Below are 18079 nucleotides of genomic sequence, written 5' to 3' on the forward strand. Positions count from 1 at the left end.
TGGGTTGTTTGAATTAACGAGAAGAAGAAAAATTGTAACTTTGATAATTATAGATAGTTTATTGATCATAGCAGCGAATATTGCAGCAGTTTATTTTATGAGACCCTTTGTGGCGATTCCAAGGGAATTTACAATGATCTCTGTGAGTCTGTCTGTCGGCTTCTACCTTTTTTATGGTTCCGTGTTCCGTGTTTTTTCTCGAATCAATCGCTATACGAATCTGAAAGAAATGATCGCTATCTTCTTGGCTGTATCATGCAGCGCTTTTACTTGTAATGTGATCTTGTTTTTCGGTGATGAAACCTATAGCGTCCGCTTAGTGATCTTTACGTACTTTCTCTCGCTCTTTTTGATCATAGCTAGTCGATTGATTTGGCGGATCTATATAGAAAGAAAAAATATGAGAGGGACGTCCAATGAAGTCGTTAAGAATACCTTGATCGTCGGCGCAGGTGAAGGCGGCAGAATTCTTTATAATAGCTTTGTAGGTTCGAAAACGGCAAGTGACATTAATATTATCGGATTTGTCGATGATGATCCGAATAAACGAAACACGTATCTTTCTGGGAAAAAAGTGTTGGGATGTATTAGTGATTTGCCTGAATTGATCCGAAAATATGAGATCAATATGGTCACGATCGCCATTCCTTCTTTGTCACGGAAAAAATTGCGGAGTATTTTTAGCTTAATTGAACCTTTACATGTCAAAGTCAACACGATGCCATCAATGGAAGAAATCGCCTCTGGAAAAATCAGTACCTCACGTTTGAAGAAAATCGATGTCGTTGATTTGTTAGGCAGAGATGAAGTCAAATTGGATATCGACTCCATCAAAGATCAAATTACCGGGAAGACCATATTAGTGACTGGCGCTGGCGGATCGATTGGCTCCGAAATCTGTCGTCAAGTGATTCAATTCAATCCTAAAAAACTAGTTTTATTAGGACATGGAGAAAACTCGATCTACTTAATTGACCGTGAGTTGAAAATCAATTTTAAAGACAATATTACCGAAATCGTTCCAGTTATAGCCGATATACAAGATCGTGAAAAGATGTTTGAAATCATGAACGAAGTCAAACCGGATATCGTCTATCATGCGGCAGCCCATAAACACGTGCCGTTGATGGAATACAATCCTAGAGAGGCAGTCAAAAACAATATTTACGGAACTAAAAATACTGCTGAAGCTGCTAAAGCTGCGAAGGTGAAAAACTTTGTAATGGTCTCTACAGATAAGGCCAATAATCCGCCAAACGTCATGGGGGCAACAAAGCGCATCTCTGAGATGATTGTTACTGGCTTAAATGAAAAAGGTTGCACGAAATTTTCTGCTGTACGTTTTGGTAATGTCTTAGGTTCAAGAGGCAGTGTGATTCCAGTATTCCGTGAGCAAATAGCAAAAGGCGGACCAATTACAGTGACTGATTTTCGCATGACTCGCTATTTCATGACGATCCCAGAAGCTAGCCGCTTAGTTATTCAGTCAGGCGCACTTGCTAAGGGTGGCGAAATCTTTATTTTAGATATGGGCGAACCGGTGAAAATCGTTGATCTTGCGAAGAATATGATTCGTCTAAGTGGGTATAGTGAAGAAGATATTGAGATTATTGAAACTGGGATTCGACCTGGGGAAAAATTATATGAAGAGCTTTTGCTGGACAAAGAACGGAATGATGAAGCAGTCTTTGAGAAAATTTTTGTTGGTAATATTAAGGGTTATTCATTGGAAGAGGTACTTCATTTTGTAGAAACACTTCCTAAAGAGAGTGCTACTATGGCTAATGAAATTGTGAAATTTGCAAATGCATCAAACAAATAGGAGTGATTTTGTTGTATAAGGATGGATTGAAACGAATTATTGATTTTCTATTATCGTTGATAGGGATTATCGTGTTATCCCCAATACTTTTACTATTATGTCTAGCGATTAAACTCGATTCTAAAGGTCCAATTATTTTTAAACAGAAACGTATAGGAAAGAATAAAACGCATTTTCATATTTATAAATTTCGAACAATGAAAGTTGATACTCCAAAGGAAATGCCGACACATCTATTAGAAAATCCAGATTTGTATATCACAAAGGTTGGGAAATTTTTAAGAAAAACAAGCTTGGATGAGTTGCCTCAATTGTTCAATATTATCAAAGGTGATATGGCTGTAATTGGACCTCGACCAGCTCTTTGGAATCAATATGATTTGATCGAAGAACGTGATAAGTATGGGGCAAATGATATTCGTCCGGGATTAACTGGGTTGGCACAGATTAATGGACGAGATGAATTGGAAATCAACAAAAAAGCTGCTCTAGATGGGATATATACAGAGAAAATTTCTTTTAAAGTGGATTTAAAATGTTTTTATGGAACTATAGTTTCAGTCTTAAAAAGTGATGGGGTTGTTGAAGGTATCCGTAATCAAAAGAATAAGAGAGAAACACTATGAAAAATATTCTAATTACGGGAGAAAATAGTTATGTTGGTAATTCATTTAAGAATTGGATGAAAAGATTTAGTGCTAATTATAAAATTGATTGTATTAGTCTTAAAACAAATGATTGGAAACATATAAGTTTGTCTTCCTATGACATAGTAATTCATCTTGCTGGTTTAGTCCATAATCGAAATGCTACTGAAACAGAGTATTTCAAAGTTAATCGAGACTTGACTATAGAAATTGCGAACAAAGCTAAAGTAGATGGAGTTAAACAATTTATTTTCTTTAGTAGTATGTCTATATTTGGAGTGGATTCAGGTGTAATTGTTCCTTCAACTAAACCAATGCCAGTCACACCTTACGGAAAATCAAAATTGGAGGCAGAAGAAAGTATTTTAAATATGAGTACAAAAACATTTAAAATAGCAATCGTTAGACCTCCTATGATTTATGGGCGAAATTCACCAGGTAATTATGGTAAAATTTCAAATTTCTCAAAAAAAACTGTAATTTTTCCCGAAATAGAAAATTATCGAAGTATGATTTTTATTGATAATCTTATCTGTTTTTTGAAAATTATAATTGATAACCAAATGAGTGGAATTTTTCATCCTCAAAATAAATGTTATGTCCAAACTTCTGAAATGGTTTATCAAATAGCCAAAGTAAATAAACATAAAGTATTTTTTACAACGAAATTAAATATAGGAATACAGTTTCTTTCAAAGAAAGTATCTATGTTCAACAAAATTTTTGGAACATTAGTCTACGACAATAATATGAGAGGGTTTCCGAATACAGTGGTCGATGGAATATTAATGAATTATGATGAGAATAGTTTTGTAGATACTATAGAAATTTCAGAAGGGGTTATCAATGAAAACAATTACTGAAGAACCGCTTATTTCAATAGTTATGCCTTGTTACAACTCTTCAAAAACAATTAAAGAATCCATCGAATCCGTTATTAATCAAACATATAGTAATTGGGAATTAATTATTATTGATGACTTTTCAAGTGATGGAACAGTAGAGATAATAAAGCAATATGAAAAATTAGGTAAAATAAAAGGATACTTTAAAAAAGAAAACTCTGGTGTAGCAAACTCAAGAAATATTGGAATTAATATTTCAAGTGGAGGATATGTTGCTTTTTTAGACAGTGATGATCTTTGGGAAAATGACAAGTTAGCTAAACAGGTTAAATACATGATGATTAACAAAATATCGTTTACCCACACAAGCGTTAAATATATTAATTTTTCTGGTGAATATTTACCAGCAGAAAATATACCCCCAAAAAAAATATCATATTCATCATTAAAGTTTAATAATATAATCACTACTTCTTCAGTTATGGTTGAAAAAAAAATTTTAGCTGGTATTAAGATGGAAGATGGGGACTTCCATGAAGATTTTCTTTTTTGGCTGGAGCTTCTCAAGAAAAATAAAATAAGTGCTCATTGTGTAACTAATGCTTACGTTACTTATAGGTTTCAAAAAGGCTCAAAATCAGCAAATAAGATTAAATCTTTTATAATGACTTATGACGTTCACCGAAGGTTAGGTATCAATCCTGTATTATCTCTATTATACTCTTGTTCTCATCTATTAAAAGCAGCTTTAAAATATAAAAAAATATTTATGACCAAAAAAAATTCTAAGGAATGAAATAATTGTGAATGTATTAATCATTGTGGATCATTATCCCTTATCTCCAAGAGTCCTCAAAATTAGAAATTCCATATTGAAAAACAAAAATGTGGAAAATGTCAAGGTTTTTGCATGGAATCGAAATAATACAAGAGTAACAGAAAATTTTGTGGTTACTTACAATCAAGAAATAGGGTATGGTAATTTTTATAAGTCACTGATAAACATAAGAAAGTTTTTAAGAGAAGTCGAAAACTATATTAAAATATATAAACCAGATAAATTACATTTAATTGATTATTCAGTCTTGCCACTATCCAAGCTAAGTAAAAAGAAAATCGATGTTATTTATGAAGTTTACGATATCAAGTTTTATAAAAATTTCATTTATAATTTATTCAGAGAAATCAGCGAAAGAAAATTTTTGACTAATGTTGGAAGTATAGTAATTGCTTCTCCCTTTTTTGAACAATACTACAGAGAAAAATTAAAATTTAATAGAAACATTGTTTGCTTGAATAATAAACCTAGTAAAAATTTTTTGAATAAAGCTGATAATCAGGTAGAAAGCTTAATTAATTCTCCTAAAATCTTTATAGAAAAAATTGTAATTTCTTTTATAGGGACAATACGTTATAAGGAAATTCTCTTTAACTTAATAGATGTTATTAAAGAGAAAGAAAATTTTATCTTATTACTAGCAGGTGATGGACCTGATTCAGAGTTACTACATGAATATGTAGAAACGAACAGTTTAAAATCAAAAGTTATTTTTACTGGAAGATTTAATACGTGTCATTTAAGTGAAATATATAGGAATACTGATTTTGTTTGGGCTGCTTATCCTAATGATGATATGAATGTCAAATATGCAATAAGTAATAAATTTTTTGAATCGATGGTTTTTTCTAAACCAATTATTGTTTCTGAGGATACTTTTTTGGCCGATATGGTCAAAGAAAGAGAGTTAGGTTTTTGTATAAATCCATATGATAAACAAAGTATTAGTTCTGTGTTAAATAAAATTGATAAAAAAAATTTTCATTTTGAATTTCAAAAAATTGATAAGCTTTTTTGGGAGGACGAAGAAAATAAACTTTCAACTATTTATTGTTGAAAGTTTAAGTAAAGAAAATATAGGAATAAGAGGTATATGAGTGTTAATCTATTATATATTAGTTTTTTTTATCTTGCTTTTACAAATTAAAATATGGAAAAATAGTGCAAATAGATTAAGATATAGCATATCTTTAATTTTGTTATTTTTTGTTGCTGCCCTAAGAGGTAATGGAGATGGTGATTATTTTGTCTATTTACAATATGCAGAGTTAATTAATTCCACGACAATGCTCTTTAACAACTCATTTCCTATGGAATTTGGATTTAGGTTGATATCATATATTGTAAATGTTTTTGGGATAAATACTCAGTTAGTCATCTCCTTAATGAACTTAATTAGTCTAAGCTGCATATCAATATTTATCAAAAGACATTCTCCAGATAAATTGTTATCAGTTTTTCTGTTTTTACCTATTTTTTTTATGTTTGATATGCATGCAGCTAGAACTGCAGTTGCATTATCTATTTGTACATTAGGTTTTCAATATTTAGTAGATAAGAAGTATATTAAATTTATGCTAGTTATTTTTATAGGAACTCTTTTTCATAATATTGCTGCTATACTTATAGTGTTAATTTTTCTAGAAAAACTTAAAATACATGACATATTATATTATCTTACGATTTTGGGAGCATTTCTGGTAGTTAAACTTTTATCGATCAATAGCATTGTTATAAGTATCCTTAATTTAGTAGGTTTATCAAATTTGGCATCACGATTCTATATATATATGAATAACTCGACATACGGGTATGAATTTAGTTTACTAGATCCCCGGCTTATATTAAGTTTAATGATATTTGTTTTTTCTATGATTATAAAAAATTATATCGAGCTTACTAGAATAGAGAATCTTCTCATAAAAATTAACTGGTTTTTACTCATATTGATGATTATTTTTAGTTCTAATACAATATTTGTTGTAAGATTGTATGGGCTTATCAATATATACTCTATTATTCAACTTCCCATTTTTTTAAAAAGATATAAACAAATTGCTGGATATTTATCATATTTTGTAGCTAAAATTCTTCTTATTATTGCCTATATTTTTTATTTACTAGTCTTAATAAACGGATATCCAGAATATATATTCTTTTTTAACAAATAAACTAAAAGGTGAAATGATGAAAAACATTTTAATAGTAAAAGCATCGGATATGGATGTTAGTACATCTTCTAATATTAGAACGCTAAATCTTGTAAAAGGTTTGCTTGAAAATGGTAATAAAATTGACTTATTGTGTTTAAAAATATCAGAGAATAGTTTTTTTAAAAGAGAGCTTTCAACTGAAGAGAATATGAGTTATATATCTATTGAAAATGAGAATAAGATTTATAAAAGTCTAAAAAAAGATTCAAAATATAGAAATATCAAAGAGTTTATTTTAAATATCTCAAGGTTTTTTTATCACAGTTTTTTTATTTATGACCATTCATATTTCTCAATAAAAAAAATTGAAACATTAGATATTAGAAATGAGTACGATATTATGATCTCAGTCTCAGATCCGAAGACATCTCATTTGCTTGCAAAGAAAGTAAAGAATAATTATTCCAAAATTAGTAGATGGATTCAATATTGGGGAGATCCATGGGCAGCAGATATTAATAAGGGACCTGTATATCCTAAACAATATCTTATGTATATGGAAGGGAAATTCTTAAGTGAAGCTGATAAAATCGTCTACGTATCACCATTTACCTTAAAGGAACAACAATCGCTGTTTAAATCTTTAAAGAATAAAATGTTTTTTTTACCGGTTCCTGCAGGTCCAAAAATCTGCTACTCTAAATTAGAAAAGAGTACTTACAATATTTCTTATTTGGGAGCATACAATAAAGATTATAGAAATATTTTTCCTTTATATAATGTGATTAATAATTGTAAGGAGTTATCATTAGTAATTGCAGGAGATGGTGATGCAGAAATAGAGAGTACTAAAAATATCCAAATATATCCTAGAGGCGACATTAGTGATATAGAAGAAAATACCGATTTGTTTATATGTATAATTAACAATAAAGGTTTCCAAATTCCAAGCAAATTATATTACCTTTCGTCTACTAATCGTCCGGTTTTGGTTCTATTAGATGGTGACAATGCAAAAGAAATTAAAAGATACCTCACACAATATAATAGATTTTATTTTAGTAATAACAATGAAGCTGAGATCAAAGATACAATTTATAAAATTATAGAAGAAAATCGTACTTTTGATCAAGTTGAAGAATTTAAGAATGAAACAATAGCAAAAAATATTCTAGAATAGCATTTTTATGAATCAGGAGATACTGTGATGGGTTTAATTGGAAAAATAAAAAATAAGTTCTATGTTAAGAAGGTTTTACGTAAAGAAAACACCTTTTCTGCAGAAGAAAAAGTAAAATATATTTTATTAGAAGATGCTATCAAATCTGATGATGAAGAACTAATAGTAGTATTTTCTGGATTTCCTGGAAGAAATAAACCTGCTAGTTACAATTATATGTCGACTTTAAAAAATATTAAAAAAAATAAATTGTTTATTTTAGATGATTTTGGAAGAGATAAACGAGGTGCTTATTACTTAGGTAAGCATAAAGAATTTAATATTTATACAACAGTGACAAAACTAATAAATAGTATTTGTGAAAAGAAGAATTACAGTAAAATAACTACAGTCGGATCAAGTAAGGGAGGTTACGCAGCATTATTTTTTGCTTTCAAAAACAACTACTATAGATGTATAGTTAGCGAACCTCAATTTCTTTTAGGAAACTATTTATCGACAGAAGACCATAAATCAATTTTTGAATACATCGCTGGTGAAATAAATACTTATAATATTAACTATCTAAATGAACTTTTGGAAATTGAAATAAATAAATCTAGTAGTCATACTGTAGTCCTGTTATATTATGGGAAATTTGGAAGCTATAAGAGTGACCATATTTATCCACTTTTAAAAACTTTAGATAAAAATAACATAGAAGTTAAATGTATGGAAGATAATTATTCCGACCATCATGATCTTGTTAATTTTTTTCCCAAACATTTACAAGAAATTTTGAAATGAAACAAGAGGATATTGAAGATGAACTATTATTCTAAAATAAAGAATTCAACCTTTTTTAAATCGATATTTCAATTGGCTTTTGGTTCAATATTAGCTCAATTAATAACAGTACTATGTTCACCTTTTTTAACGAGAATTTATTCAGTTGAAGATATGGGGATGTATGCACTATTGCTAACTGTTATAAGTATTTTTGGATCTGTGATCAATGGTAAATATGATTTTGCAATTGTTTCAACTAAAGATGAAAAAGATATAGATGGTTTAGTTCAAGTTAGTTTTTTATTTTCAATTGTGGCAACTATTCTGATAGTTATCTTCTTTTCAAGCTATTTAATTTTTATAGCCGATATTAAGAATAATATTATTTTGATAATGTTACTAATTTTTTTATTATTATTGATTGTAGGGATAGTAAATATACTAAATTCTATAAATAATAGAATGCAAAATTATAAAATTATTTCTGAAGTATATGTTATCAGAACAAGTATACAAAATTTTTTATTACTAATTTTGGGTATGTTTAATTTTGGACCAGTGGGCATGCTAGGTGCTCAAGTGATTGGTAATTTAATGGGGATACGAAAGCAGTATAAAACTACAAATATATCTAATTTATTTAATAAAAACCTTGATTTTAAGCGTTTGGTATTTATTGTGAAGAAATATAAGAGTTTCCCCATGTTTTCAATGAGCGCTAATATTTTGAATAATATATCTTATTCTATCTTAAATTTTTTCATTTCTGGTCTTTTTGGAATGACCTCATTGGGATTATATTCTATGTCATACAAAATATTGGGGCTGCCTCTAAGTTTAATCAGTGTAAACGTTTCAAAAGTTTTCTTCAGAGATGCAGCAGAGGAGTATAAAGATTACGGAAGGTATAATAAGGCTTTGTTTAAATCAACCATCTTACTCACTTCACTAGCGATACCAATGTGTATAATTTTATTTGCATTCTCACCTATTATTTTTGAGATTGCTTTCGGAAAAGATTGGAGAGTCGCAGGAGAATACGCTAAAATTCTTGCACCTATGTTTAGTATACGTTTAGTTGTGGGAAGCTTAGTGCCCGCGTTTATTGTTTGTAATAAACAAAGATTTGAATTATTGTTTCAATCTTTATTCGTATTTAGTTCAATTGCGAATTATATTTTTGCTTATTTTCTTGAGTGGACTATAGAAACATTTTTAACTTCGTATTCGATAATGAACGTTATAATATATTTTATTTTGTATGTTATTATATTTAAATTAGGAAGAGGTAAAAAGTATGAACAGAAAGATTAATGTTATTGGATTAGGATATATTGGTCTACCAACATCTTTAATATTATCCGCAAATGGGAATGAAGTAATTGGAACAGATTACAACAGTGAGCTTATTTCAAAGCTAAACAAAAAGCAACTATCGTTTGAAGAATTTGGTATGAAAGACCTTTTGGACAAAGCAATCGATAAAAATATAATTTTTACAGAAAAATATATTTCAACCGATTTTTATATTGTCACTGTGCCAACTCCTTATGATAAAGAAAATAAAAAAATTGACCCACTTTATGTAATTAGTGCAGTTAAAGAAATTTTGAGAGTGTGTAAAAGAGAAACAATATTAGTTATAGAATCAACTGTTTCTCCTGGCACAATTGATAAATATATACGACCGTTGGTTGAAGAGGCAGGATTAGAGATAAATAAAGATATTTTTCTAGCTCATGCTCCAGAAAGAATACTCCCTGGACAAATGATTTATGAACTAGAAAATAATTCTAGGACTATTGGTGCAGACTTACCTAAGATAGCTGAGAGTGTGAAAGAAGTATACGAAACATTTTGTAAAGCAGATATTATATGTACAGATATTAGGACAGCTGAAATGACTAAAGTAGTCGAGAACACTTTTAGAGCAGTCAACATTGCGTTTGCAAATGAATTAACTAAAATAGCTAGATATGATCATCTGGATGTTCATGAAATTATTAGAATTTCAAATATGCATCCTAGAGTAAATATACTAAATCCTGGTCCTGGAGTGGGGGGACACTGCATACCTGTTGATCCGTGGTTTTTAGTTGGAGATTATCCAAGGTTGACGAAATTGATTTCAGCGGCATTAGAAGTTAATGAATCAATGCCTGAAATGGTTTTAAGTAGAATCACAGATATAATGAAAGATCACGGAATTACTGATAAGTCAAAAGTAGGTATTTACGGATTATCCTATAAGCAGGACGTTGATGATTATCGAGAAAGCCCAACTGTGCAGATGTTCGAAAAAATGGAAGCACATTTCGCAGAACCTTTTCGAGTTTATGATCCAATGATTCAGAATAAAGTAGTTCAGAGTCAAATCATGGATTTTGATTCTTTTATTAAGGAGAGTGAGATTGTGGTAGTAATGGTTCCACATTCACAAATCAAATCTCAACTAGATAAACTAAAAAACAAGCTAGTTTTGGATCCTCATAATATATTTGATTTTTCATACAAACTTTGAAGAAAATAGAGGGATAACATGAATAAAATTAAGATTATGACAATATTTGGCACAAGACCCGAGGCCATCAAAATGGCACCTCTTGTCAAAGCTGTTCAAGAAGATCCTCGATTTGAGTCAATTGTAACAGTGACTGCTCAGCATCGCCAAATGTTAGATCAGGTAATGAATATTTTTGATTTATCAGCAGATTACGATTTAAATATAATGAAAGATGGCCAAACATTAGCGGGTATAACAAGTCGTGTAATAAAAGAATTAGATCAGATTTTTGAAGAAGCAAAACCAGATATTGTTCTTGTTCATGGTGATACGACAACAACTTTTTCGGCATCAATAGCTAGTTTTTATCATCAAATAAAAATTGGGCATGTAGAAGCAGGTCTAAGAACTTGGAATAAGTACTCTCCGTTTCCCGAAGAAATGAATAGACAGCTCACTGATGTTTTAGCAGATATTTATTTTGCTCCTACTGAGATGAGTAAGAAAAATTTATTAAATGAAAAAAGAAATGTCAGCGATATTTACGTTACCGGAAATACGGCTATTGATGCCATGAAATATACCATTTCAGACCAATATAGTCATTCTTTATTAACAGATATAGGGGACAAAAAAATAATAGTGGTTACAATGCATAGAAGAGAAAACTTAGGAAATCCTATGAAGAACGTTTTCAAAGCGATAAATCGAATTGTCGAACGCTTTGATGATGTACATGTGGTATTCCCTATGCATAAGAATCCGATAGTTCGAAAAACCGTAAAAGAAACTTTGATTGATTGCGATCGAATTCATTTAATTGAACCATTAGACGTGGTGGATTTTCAAAACTTTGCTAATCATAGCTATATGATTATGTCAGATTCTGGAGGAGTGCAGGAAGAAGCTCCTTCATTAGGAAAACCTGTATTAGTCTTACGTGATACAACTGAGAGACCAGAAGGAATAGAGGCTGGCACATTAAGATTAGTGGGTACAAGTGAAGATAAAGTATTTGTGTCTGCCAAAGAATTACTTGAAGATAATGATATTTACGACCAAATGTCTAAAGCTTCAAACCCTTACGGAGATGGATTTGCTAGTCAGAGAATTTTAGATGCTATTGCATACAGCTTTGGCTTAACTAATGAAAAACCTTCTGAGTTTTGAAACAAAGTACTCTGATATCTTGTATAGATATCAGAGTACTTTTCTATTTAATATGGATTTTAACTGTCTATCTGATTAGGATAAAAACACGCGGTTTTTTTAACTGCTTAAATTTTTAGTAGATAAACTTCCGCCAATCAAACAAATAAATCACCCCAATTGCTTTAAACGTCAAATAGATAAAATGACCATAATTATGGCCAATCAGATGTAACGCATCAGCGGAAGCTCCTTTATTCGACCAAAGAGTAAAACCTAATATAATGGCTAAGATCATCAGACCTTTTCCTAATGCAAAGACAATTGTTTTTGCAGGGAGGGGTCTTTTTTTTGTGAGGAAAAAGCCGAATAAAAGGACAAAGTTAACTAGTAACAAAAAATGTGCAGCAACTGTCCATAGGGTCATTGTTCCTGTAGGTGTGAAGAAGTCGGTGAAAACGCAAGCGACGACTGCAGTTAAATTGAGCAAGTATAGAGGAAGGCGAAAGGTTGGTTTCTTTTCGTCACTCATTCTTTCTGGTTCGTCTGCTGCTTGTTCTGGTTTTAGCAGTGACTCTAAATCGATTTGGTAGAGATCACTTAATTTGATCAAGGTGTCGATGTCTGGGGTACTTCGGTTGTTTTCCCAATTTGAGATCGTTTGTCTAGTAACAAATAATTTTTCGGAAACTTCTTGTTGGGTGAGTCCTAACTTCAAGCGACTCTCTTTTATTTTTTCAGCTATAGTCATTTCAATGCTCCTTCTGACATATCCTATCATAAAGCGGTTCAAAGAAACAATTGTAAAGCTCGATTTAACGAAAAAATGCACAAGTTCTTTTCTTTGTTCTTAAGAGATTAAATTTAAATGAGCTTATGTCAGATATTCCTAAAAAATTTTCTGAAAGTGTTCGATTTTTTCAGTGAATCCTTCATCTGTAATAAGTAACAATTGTCATATATGAACTGATAAATGTTCAAAGATGGCACATATTGAGAGTAGAAGATAGACTTGCTCGAATCATTCGAAAAAAGAAAGTCACGATTAAGTAAAAAATAATTTGCTTTTTTGAAAATGAAATCATTGATAAAACAAGGATGCAAAGAAGATTTGCGCTGATTTGCACTGGGTTTGCTTGAAGGTAAGGGTGCTTGAATTATAAAATTCTGAAGAGGTGATGCAATGCGATGACAAGTGAATTAAGTATACATACGCTCAATGGAATTTCATGTGTCCGCTTAAAAATTTTTGAGAGGAGTGGATGATACGCTAAAATAAAAAAATGTTTGTAAATTAAAAATTAATAAATTATAATGATTTTCAGGCGTGAAAATAGGTTGGATAAAAAGGTTTTAATTTTGAAAAAGAAGGTTAAGGTGAAAGTTTGTGAAAAAGAAGTTTAAATATATTCTATCTTTAGTAATCTTATTAAGTGCTGCGGTGGTAACGCCAGCATTTCAGGTAGTGGCGGAAAGCCAAGTGTTTTCAGAATCTCCGCAGGTGGATCAGGAAGAAGTGAAAACTGTACAATCTGATGATACGAATGCTTCTGCGGATGCTGGACAAGCTACCTCTCAAGTAGAAAATCATACGCTAACAACAACGACCTCAGCGCGCGTGGATGCTGAGAACGAACAAACACAAGCAAGTAGTGACAGTAAAGAAGCCATCAGCGGATCAGAAAATAAAGAAGAACCTTCTGCAAGAGCTGCCAATGCGCAACTGACGGTTCAAGTTTTAGATAGTAATTCAAACCAGCCAATCCAAGGCGCTTATTTCACATTGACCTCCTCGACATCTGGTGAAGTGACGTTGTTAGTCACGGACAGTTCAGGAAAGGTAACGATTCAGGTTCCTTCAGGGGGCTACTTTATTAAGCAAGTGGGTACAACGAATCAAAGATTGAACTACGCATTTACATCGATTGGAAATTCTATCAATTTGCAAGCAGGAGAAACCAAAACATTGGCACTTTATGAGCGTCAAATTGTAGGCGAGTATGCTTTTGGAGAGAGACCCGATACGATTCATATTCCTGTAAACAGTAACTTCGATTTCTCAACACAGGCATTAGGGATCGAGGCGTTTAAGTTAAATTTTAGCGGCAACATAGAAAAAAGTATTTCTGACTCACAGATCTTTCCGTACTACACAAATGTTGATCCGAGCAAACCGGGGACTTACGTAGCAATTTTTATGGCTAGACAAGCCTCATATAGTGTATATACAACACATGTAGTCAATGTCATTGTTGACCCGGAGCAGGTGGGAGAGGTAACTGTCAGATATCTTGATACTCAAGGGCAAGAAATCCATGAAACGAAGACTTTATCTGGTACCATTGGCGCTTCATATGATGCTAGTACGGATGAGTATAAGTTATCAATTGACGGTTACACCCTAGACGAAAGCCAATTACCAGAAAACAGTAAAGGCGTATTTAGTGAAACAGCACAAACCATCACCTACATTTACACAAAAAATCCTGTCCCAGCAGCGGATGTCACGATTGAGTATGTAGATTTAGAAGGCAACGAAATCCACGCTAGTCAAACGATTAGCGGGAATGTAGGCGACTCTTTCGATGTAAGCACAGATCAATATAAACTATCGATCGATGGCTATACACTAGACGAAAGCCAATTGCCAGAAAATAGTAAAGGTGTATTTGGCGAAACGGCGCAAACCGTCACCTATATCTACACAGAAAATCCGATACCCGCAGCGGATGTCACGATTGAGTATGTAGATTTAGGAGGCAACGAAATTCACGCTAGTCAAACGATTAGCGGGAATGTAGGCGACTCTTTCGATGTAAGCACAGATCAATATAAACTATCGATCGATGGCTATACACTAGACGAAAGCCAATTGCCAGAAAATAGTAAAGGTGTATTTGGCGAAACAGCACAAACCGTCACCTATATCTACACAAAAAATCCGATACCAGCAGCGGATGTCACAGTGGAGTACGTGGATACAGAAGGCAACGAAATTCACGCTTCTCAAACGATTAATGGAAACGTAGGCGACTCTTACGATGCTAGTACAGAAAAATATCAACTAGCAATCGAAGATTACACATTGGATGAAAGCCAATTGCCAGAAAATCTTAAAGGTGTCTTTAGTGAAACAGCACAAACCGTCACCTATATCTACACAAAAAATCCGATACCAGCAGCGGATGTAACAGTCGAGTATGTGGACACAGAAGGCAAAGAAGTTCATCCTTCTCAAATTATCAGTGGAAATGTGGGCGATTCTTATAATGCTAGTACAGAAAAATATCAGCTAACAATCGAAGGCTACACCCTAGATCAAAGCCAATTACCAGAAAATAGTAGAGGTATGTTTAGTGAAACAGCGCAAACCGTCACCTACATTTACACAAAAAATCCTGTACCAGCAGCGGATGTCACGATTGAGTATGTAGATTTAGAAGACAATGAAATCCACGCTAGCCAAACGATTAGCGGGAATGTGGGCGACTCTTTCGATGCAAGTACAGATCAATATAAACTATCGATCGATGGCTATACACTAGATGGAAGCCAATTGCCAGAAAATAGTAAAGGTGTCTTTAGTGAAACAGCGCAAACCATCACCTATGTGTATACAAAGAATCCGATACCTGCAGCGGATGTAACAGTCGAGTATGTGGACACAGAAGGCAATGAAATTCACCCTTCACAAACGATCAGTGGAAACGTAGGTGAGTCTTACGATACTAGTACAGAAAAATATCAACTAACAATCGATGGCTATACTTTAGATAAAAGCCAATTACCAGAAAATAGTAAAGGCACATTTAGCGAAAAAGCGCAAACCGTCACCTATATCTACACAAAAAATCCGATACCCGCAGCTGACGTAACGGTCGAGTACGCAGATACAGAAGGCAACGAAATTCACGCTTCACAAACGATTAGTGGAAACGTAGGCGACTTTTACGATGCTAGTACAGAAAAATATCAACTATCAATCGAAGGCTACACTATAGATCAAAGCCAGTTGCCAGAAAATAGTAAAGGTGTCTTTAGTGAAACCGCGCAAACCGTCACCTATGTGTATACAAAGAATCCGATACCAGCAGCGGATGTCACGGTCGAGTACGTGGATACAGAAGGCAACGAAATTCACGCTTCTCAAACGATCAGTGGAAATGTAGGTGAGTCTTACGATGCCAGCACGAAGAACTATCAATTAGTGATTGAAGGCTACACCTTAGACGAAAGCCAATTACCAGAAAATAGTAAAGGTATGTTTAGCGAAACAGCGCAAACCATCACCTATGTGTATACAAAGAATCCGATACCAGCAGCGGATGTAACGGTCGAGTATGTGGATACAGAAGGCAACGAAATTCATTCTCCTCAAACGATCAGTGGAAACGTAGGCGAATCTTACGATGCTAGCACAGAACAATACCAACTAAAAATCGACGGTTACACCATAGATAAAAGCCAATTACCAGAAAATAGTAAAGGCGTGTTTAGCGAAACAGCACAAACCGTCACCTACATTTACACAAAAAATCCGATACCAGCAGCGGATGTAACTGTTGAATATGTGGATACAGAAGGCAAAGAAATACACTCCTCTCAAACGATTAGCGGCAATGTGGGCGACTCTTTCGATGCAAGTACAGATCAATATAAACTATCGATCGATGGCTATACACTAGATGAAAGCCAATTACCAGAAAACAGTAAGGGTGTATTTGGAGAAACAGCGCAAACCGTTACCTATATTTACAAAAAAAATTCCGTACCAGCAGCGGATGTCACGGTCAAATACGTGGATACAGAAGGAAAAGAAATACACTCCTCTCAAACGATCAGTGGAAACGTAGGCGACTCTTACGATGCTAGCACAGAACAATTCCAAGTAAAAATAGATGGCTACACATTGGACGAAAGCCAATTACCAGAAAATAGTAAAGGTGTATTTAGCGAAACGGCACAAACCGTCACCTACATCTACAAAAAAAATCCGATACCAGCAGCGGATATAACGGTCGAATACGTAGATACAGAAGGAAAAGAAATACACTCCTCTCAAACGATCAGTGGAAACGTAGGCGAGTCTTACGATGCCAGCACAAAAAAATATCAACTAACAATCGACGGCTACATAGTAGACGAAAGTCGGCTGCCGCAAAATGCCAAAGGCACATTTGGTAAGGAAGAGGCAACTGTGACGTATGTTTATACAAAAGAAAACGTAGCAACCGCCGTTATTTCTGATAAAAAAGAAAAAGAACCAACGGCGACTGTTGTTTCGAAAAAAAGTGCTTCTGCACAAAGATTGCCGCAGACCGATGAGCAGGGGACGTTGTTCCCGTTTGTAGTTGGTTTGTTCTTTATCGCCACAGCAAGCTGGCTTTATTTCAAAAAGCGTAAATAGTGATTAAGTAAGCCATTGGGGAAAGGCGTTACTAACTATCAAAAAGGACAGCTAGGCTTCAGCTGTCCTTTTTGTTGCTTATTTACCTAAAAATGAAATGAATCCCAGGGAATCATAAAGAAAATGGCAGATCCAGCTGACCCATACGCTATTGGATTTTTTCCAAACGTAGTTGAGTGCCAATCTGGCAGGCATCAAGGTGATCAATAATTGGGCTGGATGAAAGCCGTAGGCTGGGATGTGCCATAAAGCGAATAGCACACTGCAAATGATGGATGACCAGGCAAATGAAAGGCCTCTTTTCTGCAACGCCAACAAGAGGTTGGTACTCAGCAATTCTTCTCCCATCAGCATAAAGGGAACTTGCAAAAAGACCATTTGGACAGTGATGGTTTCGCTGATCGAGTTGGTTGTTGGTTGTCCAAAAATAGCGGCATAAATAAAGGAAAAGAACACGCCAGTCAAAATGACGAAAGGGACACCCCACAATAAAACGGTGAACCGAAAATGTTTGAACTGCTCCAAAAAGGTCGTTCGTAAGAGAAAATATCCTGCACTAAATGCGAAGACCAGATTCCAGATGGTACCGACGATCGATAACACGGAATCATTTAGTGGAGTATATGGAAGTAATTGATAGGTTAACCCTATGAGTAAGGTAAGAACGAATAAATAAACTGCTGATTTGTGTTTCATTTTGAACACATCCTTCATAGTAATTGCCACATGCTGAATTATAAACAGAAAAAACATCAAAGTACAAAAAG

At 33.4% G+C, this 18079-nt stretch carries 14 protein-coding genes; 12 read left to right on the forward strand and 2 right to left on the reverse strand.

The window, feature by feature from the left end; translation table 11 throughout:
• The first annotated feature begins 4 nt into the window (after positions 1-4).
• Genes IGI77_RS06305 through wecB form a run of 11 tightly spaced genes read left to right on the forward strand, consistent with a single transcriptional unit; the run spans position 5 to position 11926 of the window.
• On the forward strand, positions 5-1822 hold the full coding sequence (locus IGI77_RS06305) for a polysaccharide biosynthesis protein (protein ID WP_438769712.1): 1818 nt from the start codon (positions 5-7) through the stop codon (positions 1820-1822).
• A gap of 8 nt (positions 1823-1830) precedes the next feature.
• Complete coding sequence (locus tag IGI77_RS06310) at positions 1831-2448, forward strand: sugar transferase (RefSeq protein WP_438769713.1); 618 nt, start codon at positions 1831-1833, stop codon at positions 2446-2448.
• Positions 2445-3332, forward strand: a complete 888-nt coding sequence (locus tag IGI77_RS06315; protein ID WP_438769714.1) for an NAD-dependent epimerase/dehydratase family protein — start codon at positions 2445-2447, stop codon at positions 3330-3332. The genes IGI77_RS06310 and IGI77_RS06315 overlap by 4 nt, the downstream gene beginning before the upstream one ends.
• Positions 3316-4110, forward strand: coding sequence for a glycosyltransferase family 2 protein (locus tag IGI77_RS06320; protein ID WP_438769715.1), 795 nt, complete (start codon positions 3316-3318; stop codon positions 4108-4110). The genes IGI77_RS06315 and IGI77_RS06320 overlap by 17 nt, the downstream gene beginning before the upstream one ends.
• Positions 4111-4117: 7 nt before the next feature.
• Positions 4118-5209, forward strand: a complete 1092-nt coding sequence (locus tag IGI77_RS06325) for a glycosyltransferase (RefSeq protein ID WP_438769716.1) — start codon at positions 4118-4120, stop codon at positions 5207-5209.
• A 40-nt stretch (positions 5210-5249) separates the two neighbouring features.
• A complete protein-coding gene (locus tag IGI77_RS06330; protein ID WP_438769717.1) occupies positions 5250-6323 on the forward strand; it encodes an EpsG family protein in 1074 nt (357 codons plus the stop codon).
• A gap of 16 nt (positions 6324-6339) precedes the next feature.
• Positions 6340-7485, forward strand: coding sequence for a hypothetical protein (locus IGI77_RS06335; protein WP_438769718.1), 1146 nt, complete (start codon positions 6340-6342; stop codon positions 7483-7485).
• Positions 7486-7512: 27 nt separating this feature from the next.
• The gene (locus IGI77_RS06340; protein ID WP_438769719.1) at positions 7513-8271 is read left to right on the forward strand and encodes a hypothetical protein; all 759 of its coding nucleotides are present in this window, start codon (positions 7513-7515) and stop codon (positions 8269-8271) included.
• Positions 8272-8289: 18 nt separating this feature from the next.
• Positions 8290-9567: an oligosaccharide flippase family protein gene (locus tag IGI77_RS06345; protein WP_438769720.1), complete on the forward strand. Its 1278-nt coding sequence runs from the start codon at positions 8290-8292 to the stop codon at positions 9565-9567.
• Positions 9551-10774 carry a nucleotide sugar dehydrogenase gene (locus tag IGI77_RS06350; RefSeq protein WP_438769721.1) on the forward strand — a complete coding sequence of 408 codons (1224 nt, stop codon included), beginning with the start codon at positions 9551-9553 and terminating at the stop codon, positions 10772-10774. Before IGI77_RS06345 ends, IGI77_RS06350 begins: the two co-directional genes overlap by 17 nt.
• A gap of 18 nt (positions 10775-10792) precedes the next feature.
• Entirely contained in the window at positions 10793-11926 is a 1134-nt protein-coding gene (gene wecB / locus IGI77_RS06355; protein WP_438769722.1) for a non-hydrolyzing UDP-N-acetylglucosamine 2-epimerase, read from the forward strand.
• A 115-nt stretch (positions 11927-12041) separates the two neighbouring features.
• Here the strand turns inward: wecB and IGI77_RS06360 are convergent, their stop codons facing one another.
• Positions 12042-12656 (reverse strand): helix-turn-helix domain-containing protein, encoded by a 615-nt coding sequence (locus tag IGI77_RS06360; RefSeq protein WP_438769723.1) that lies wholly within the window; start codon positions 12654-12656, stop codon positions 12042-12044.
• 636 nt (positions 12657-13292) lie between these two features.
• Between IGI77_RS06360 and IGI77_RS06365 the strand changes: the two genes are divergently transcribed.
• A complete protein-coding gene (locus IGI77_RS06365; protein WP_438769724.1) occupies positions 13293-17312 on the forward strand; it encodes a MucBP domain-containing protein in 4020 nt (1339 codons plus the stop codon).
• Between the two features lie 78 nt (positions 17313-17390).
• Here the strand turns inward: IGI77_RS06365 and IGI77_RS06370 are convergent, their stop codons facing one another.
• Positions 17391-18065 carry a CPBP family intramembrane glutamic endopeptidase gene (locus tag IGI77_RS06370; protein ID WP_271813924.1) on the reverse strand — a complete coding sequence of 225 codons (675 nt, stop codon included), beginning with the start codon at positions 18063-18065 and terminating at the stop codon, positions 17391-17393.
• Positions 18066-18079 lie beyond the last annotated feature (14 nt).

This window comes from Enterococcus sp. DIV0213h (assembly GCF_051711285.1).
GTDB lineage: Bacteria > Bacillota > Bacilli > Lactobacillales > Enterococcaceae > Enterococcus_D > Enterococcus_D casseliflavus.

Excerpts from the sequence above, each read along its gene's own strand:
- IGI77_RS06315 (WP_438769714.1), top strand. The coding sequence starts at position 2,445 with ATGAAAAATATTCTAATTACGGGAGAAAATAGTTATGTTGGTAATTCA.
- IGI77_RS06320 (WP_438769715.1), top strand. The coding sequence starts at position 3,316 with ATGAAAACAATTACTGAAGAACCGCTTATTTCAATAGTTATGCCTTGT.
- IGI77_RS06335 (WP_438769718.1), top strand. The coding sequence starts at position 6,340 with ATGAAAAACATTTTAATAGTAAAAGCATCGGATATGGATGTTAGTACA.
- IGI77_RS06340 (WP_438769719.1), top strand. The coding sequence starts at position 7,513 with ATGGGTTTAATTGGAAAAATAAAAAATAAGTTCTATGTTAAGAAGGTT.
- IGI77_RS06345 (WP_438769720.1), top strand. The coding sequence starts at position 8,290 with ATGAACTATTATTCTAAAATAAAGAATTCAACCTTTTTTAAATCGATA.
- IGI77_RS06350 (WP_438769721.1), top strand. The coding sequence starts at position 9,551 with ATGAACAGAAAGATTAATGTTATTGGATTAGGATATATTGGTCTACCA.
- wecB (WP_438769722.1), top strand. The coding sequence starts at position 10,793 with ATGAATAAAATTAAGATTATGACAATATTTGGCACAAGACCCGAGGCC.
- IGI77_RS06360 (WP_438769723.1), bottom strand. The coding sequence starts at position 12,656 with ATGACTATAGCTGAAAAAATAAAAGAGAGTCGCTTGAAGTTAGGACTC.
- IGI77_RS06370 (WP_271813924.1), bottom strand. The coding sequence starts at position 18,065 with ATGTTTTTTCTGTTTATAATTCAGCATGTGGCAATTACTATGAAGGAT.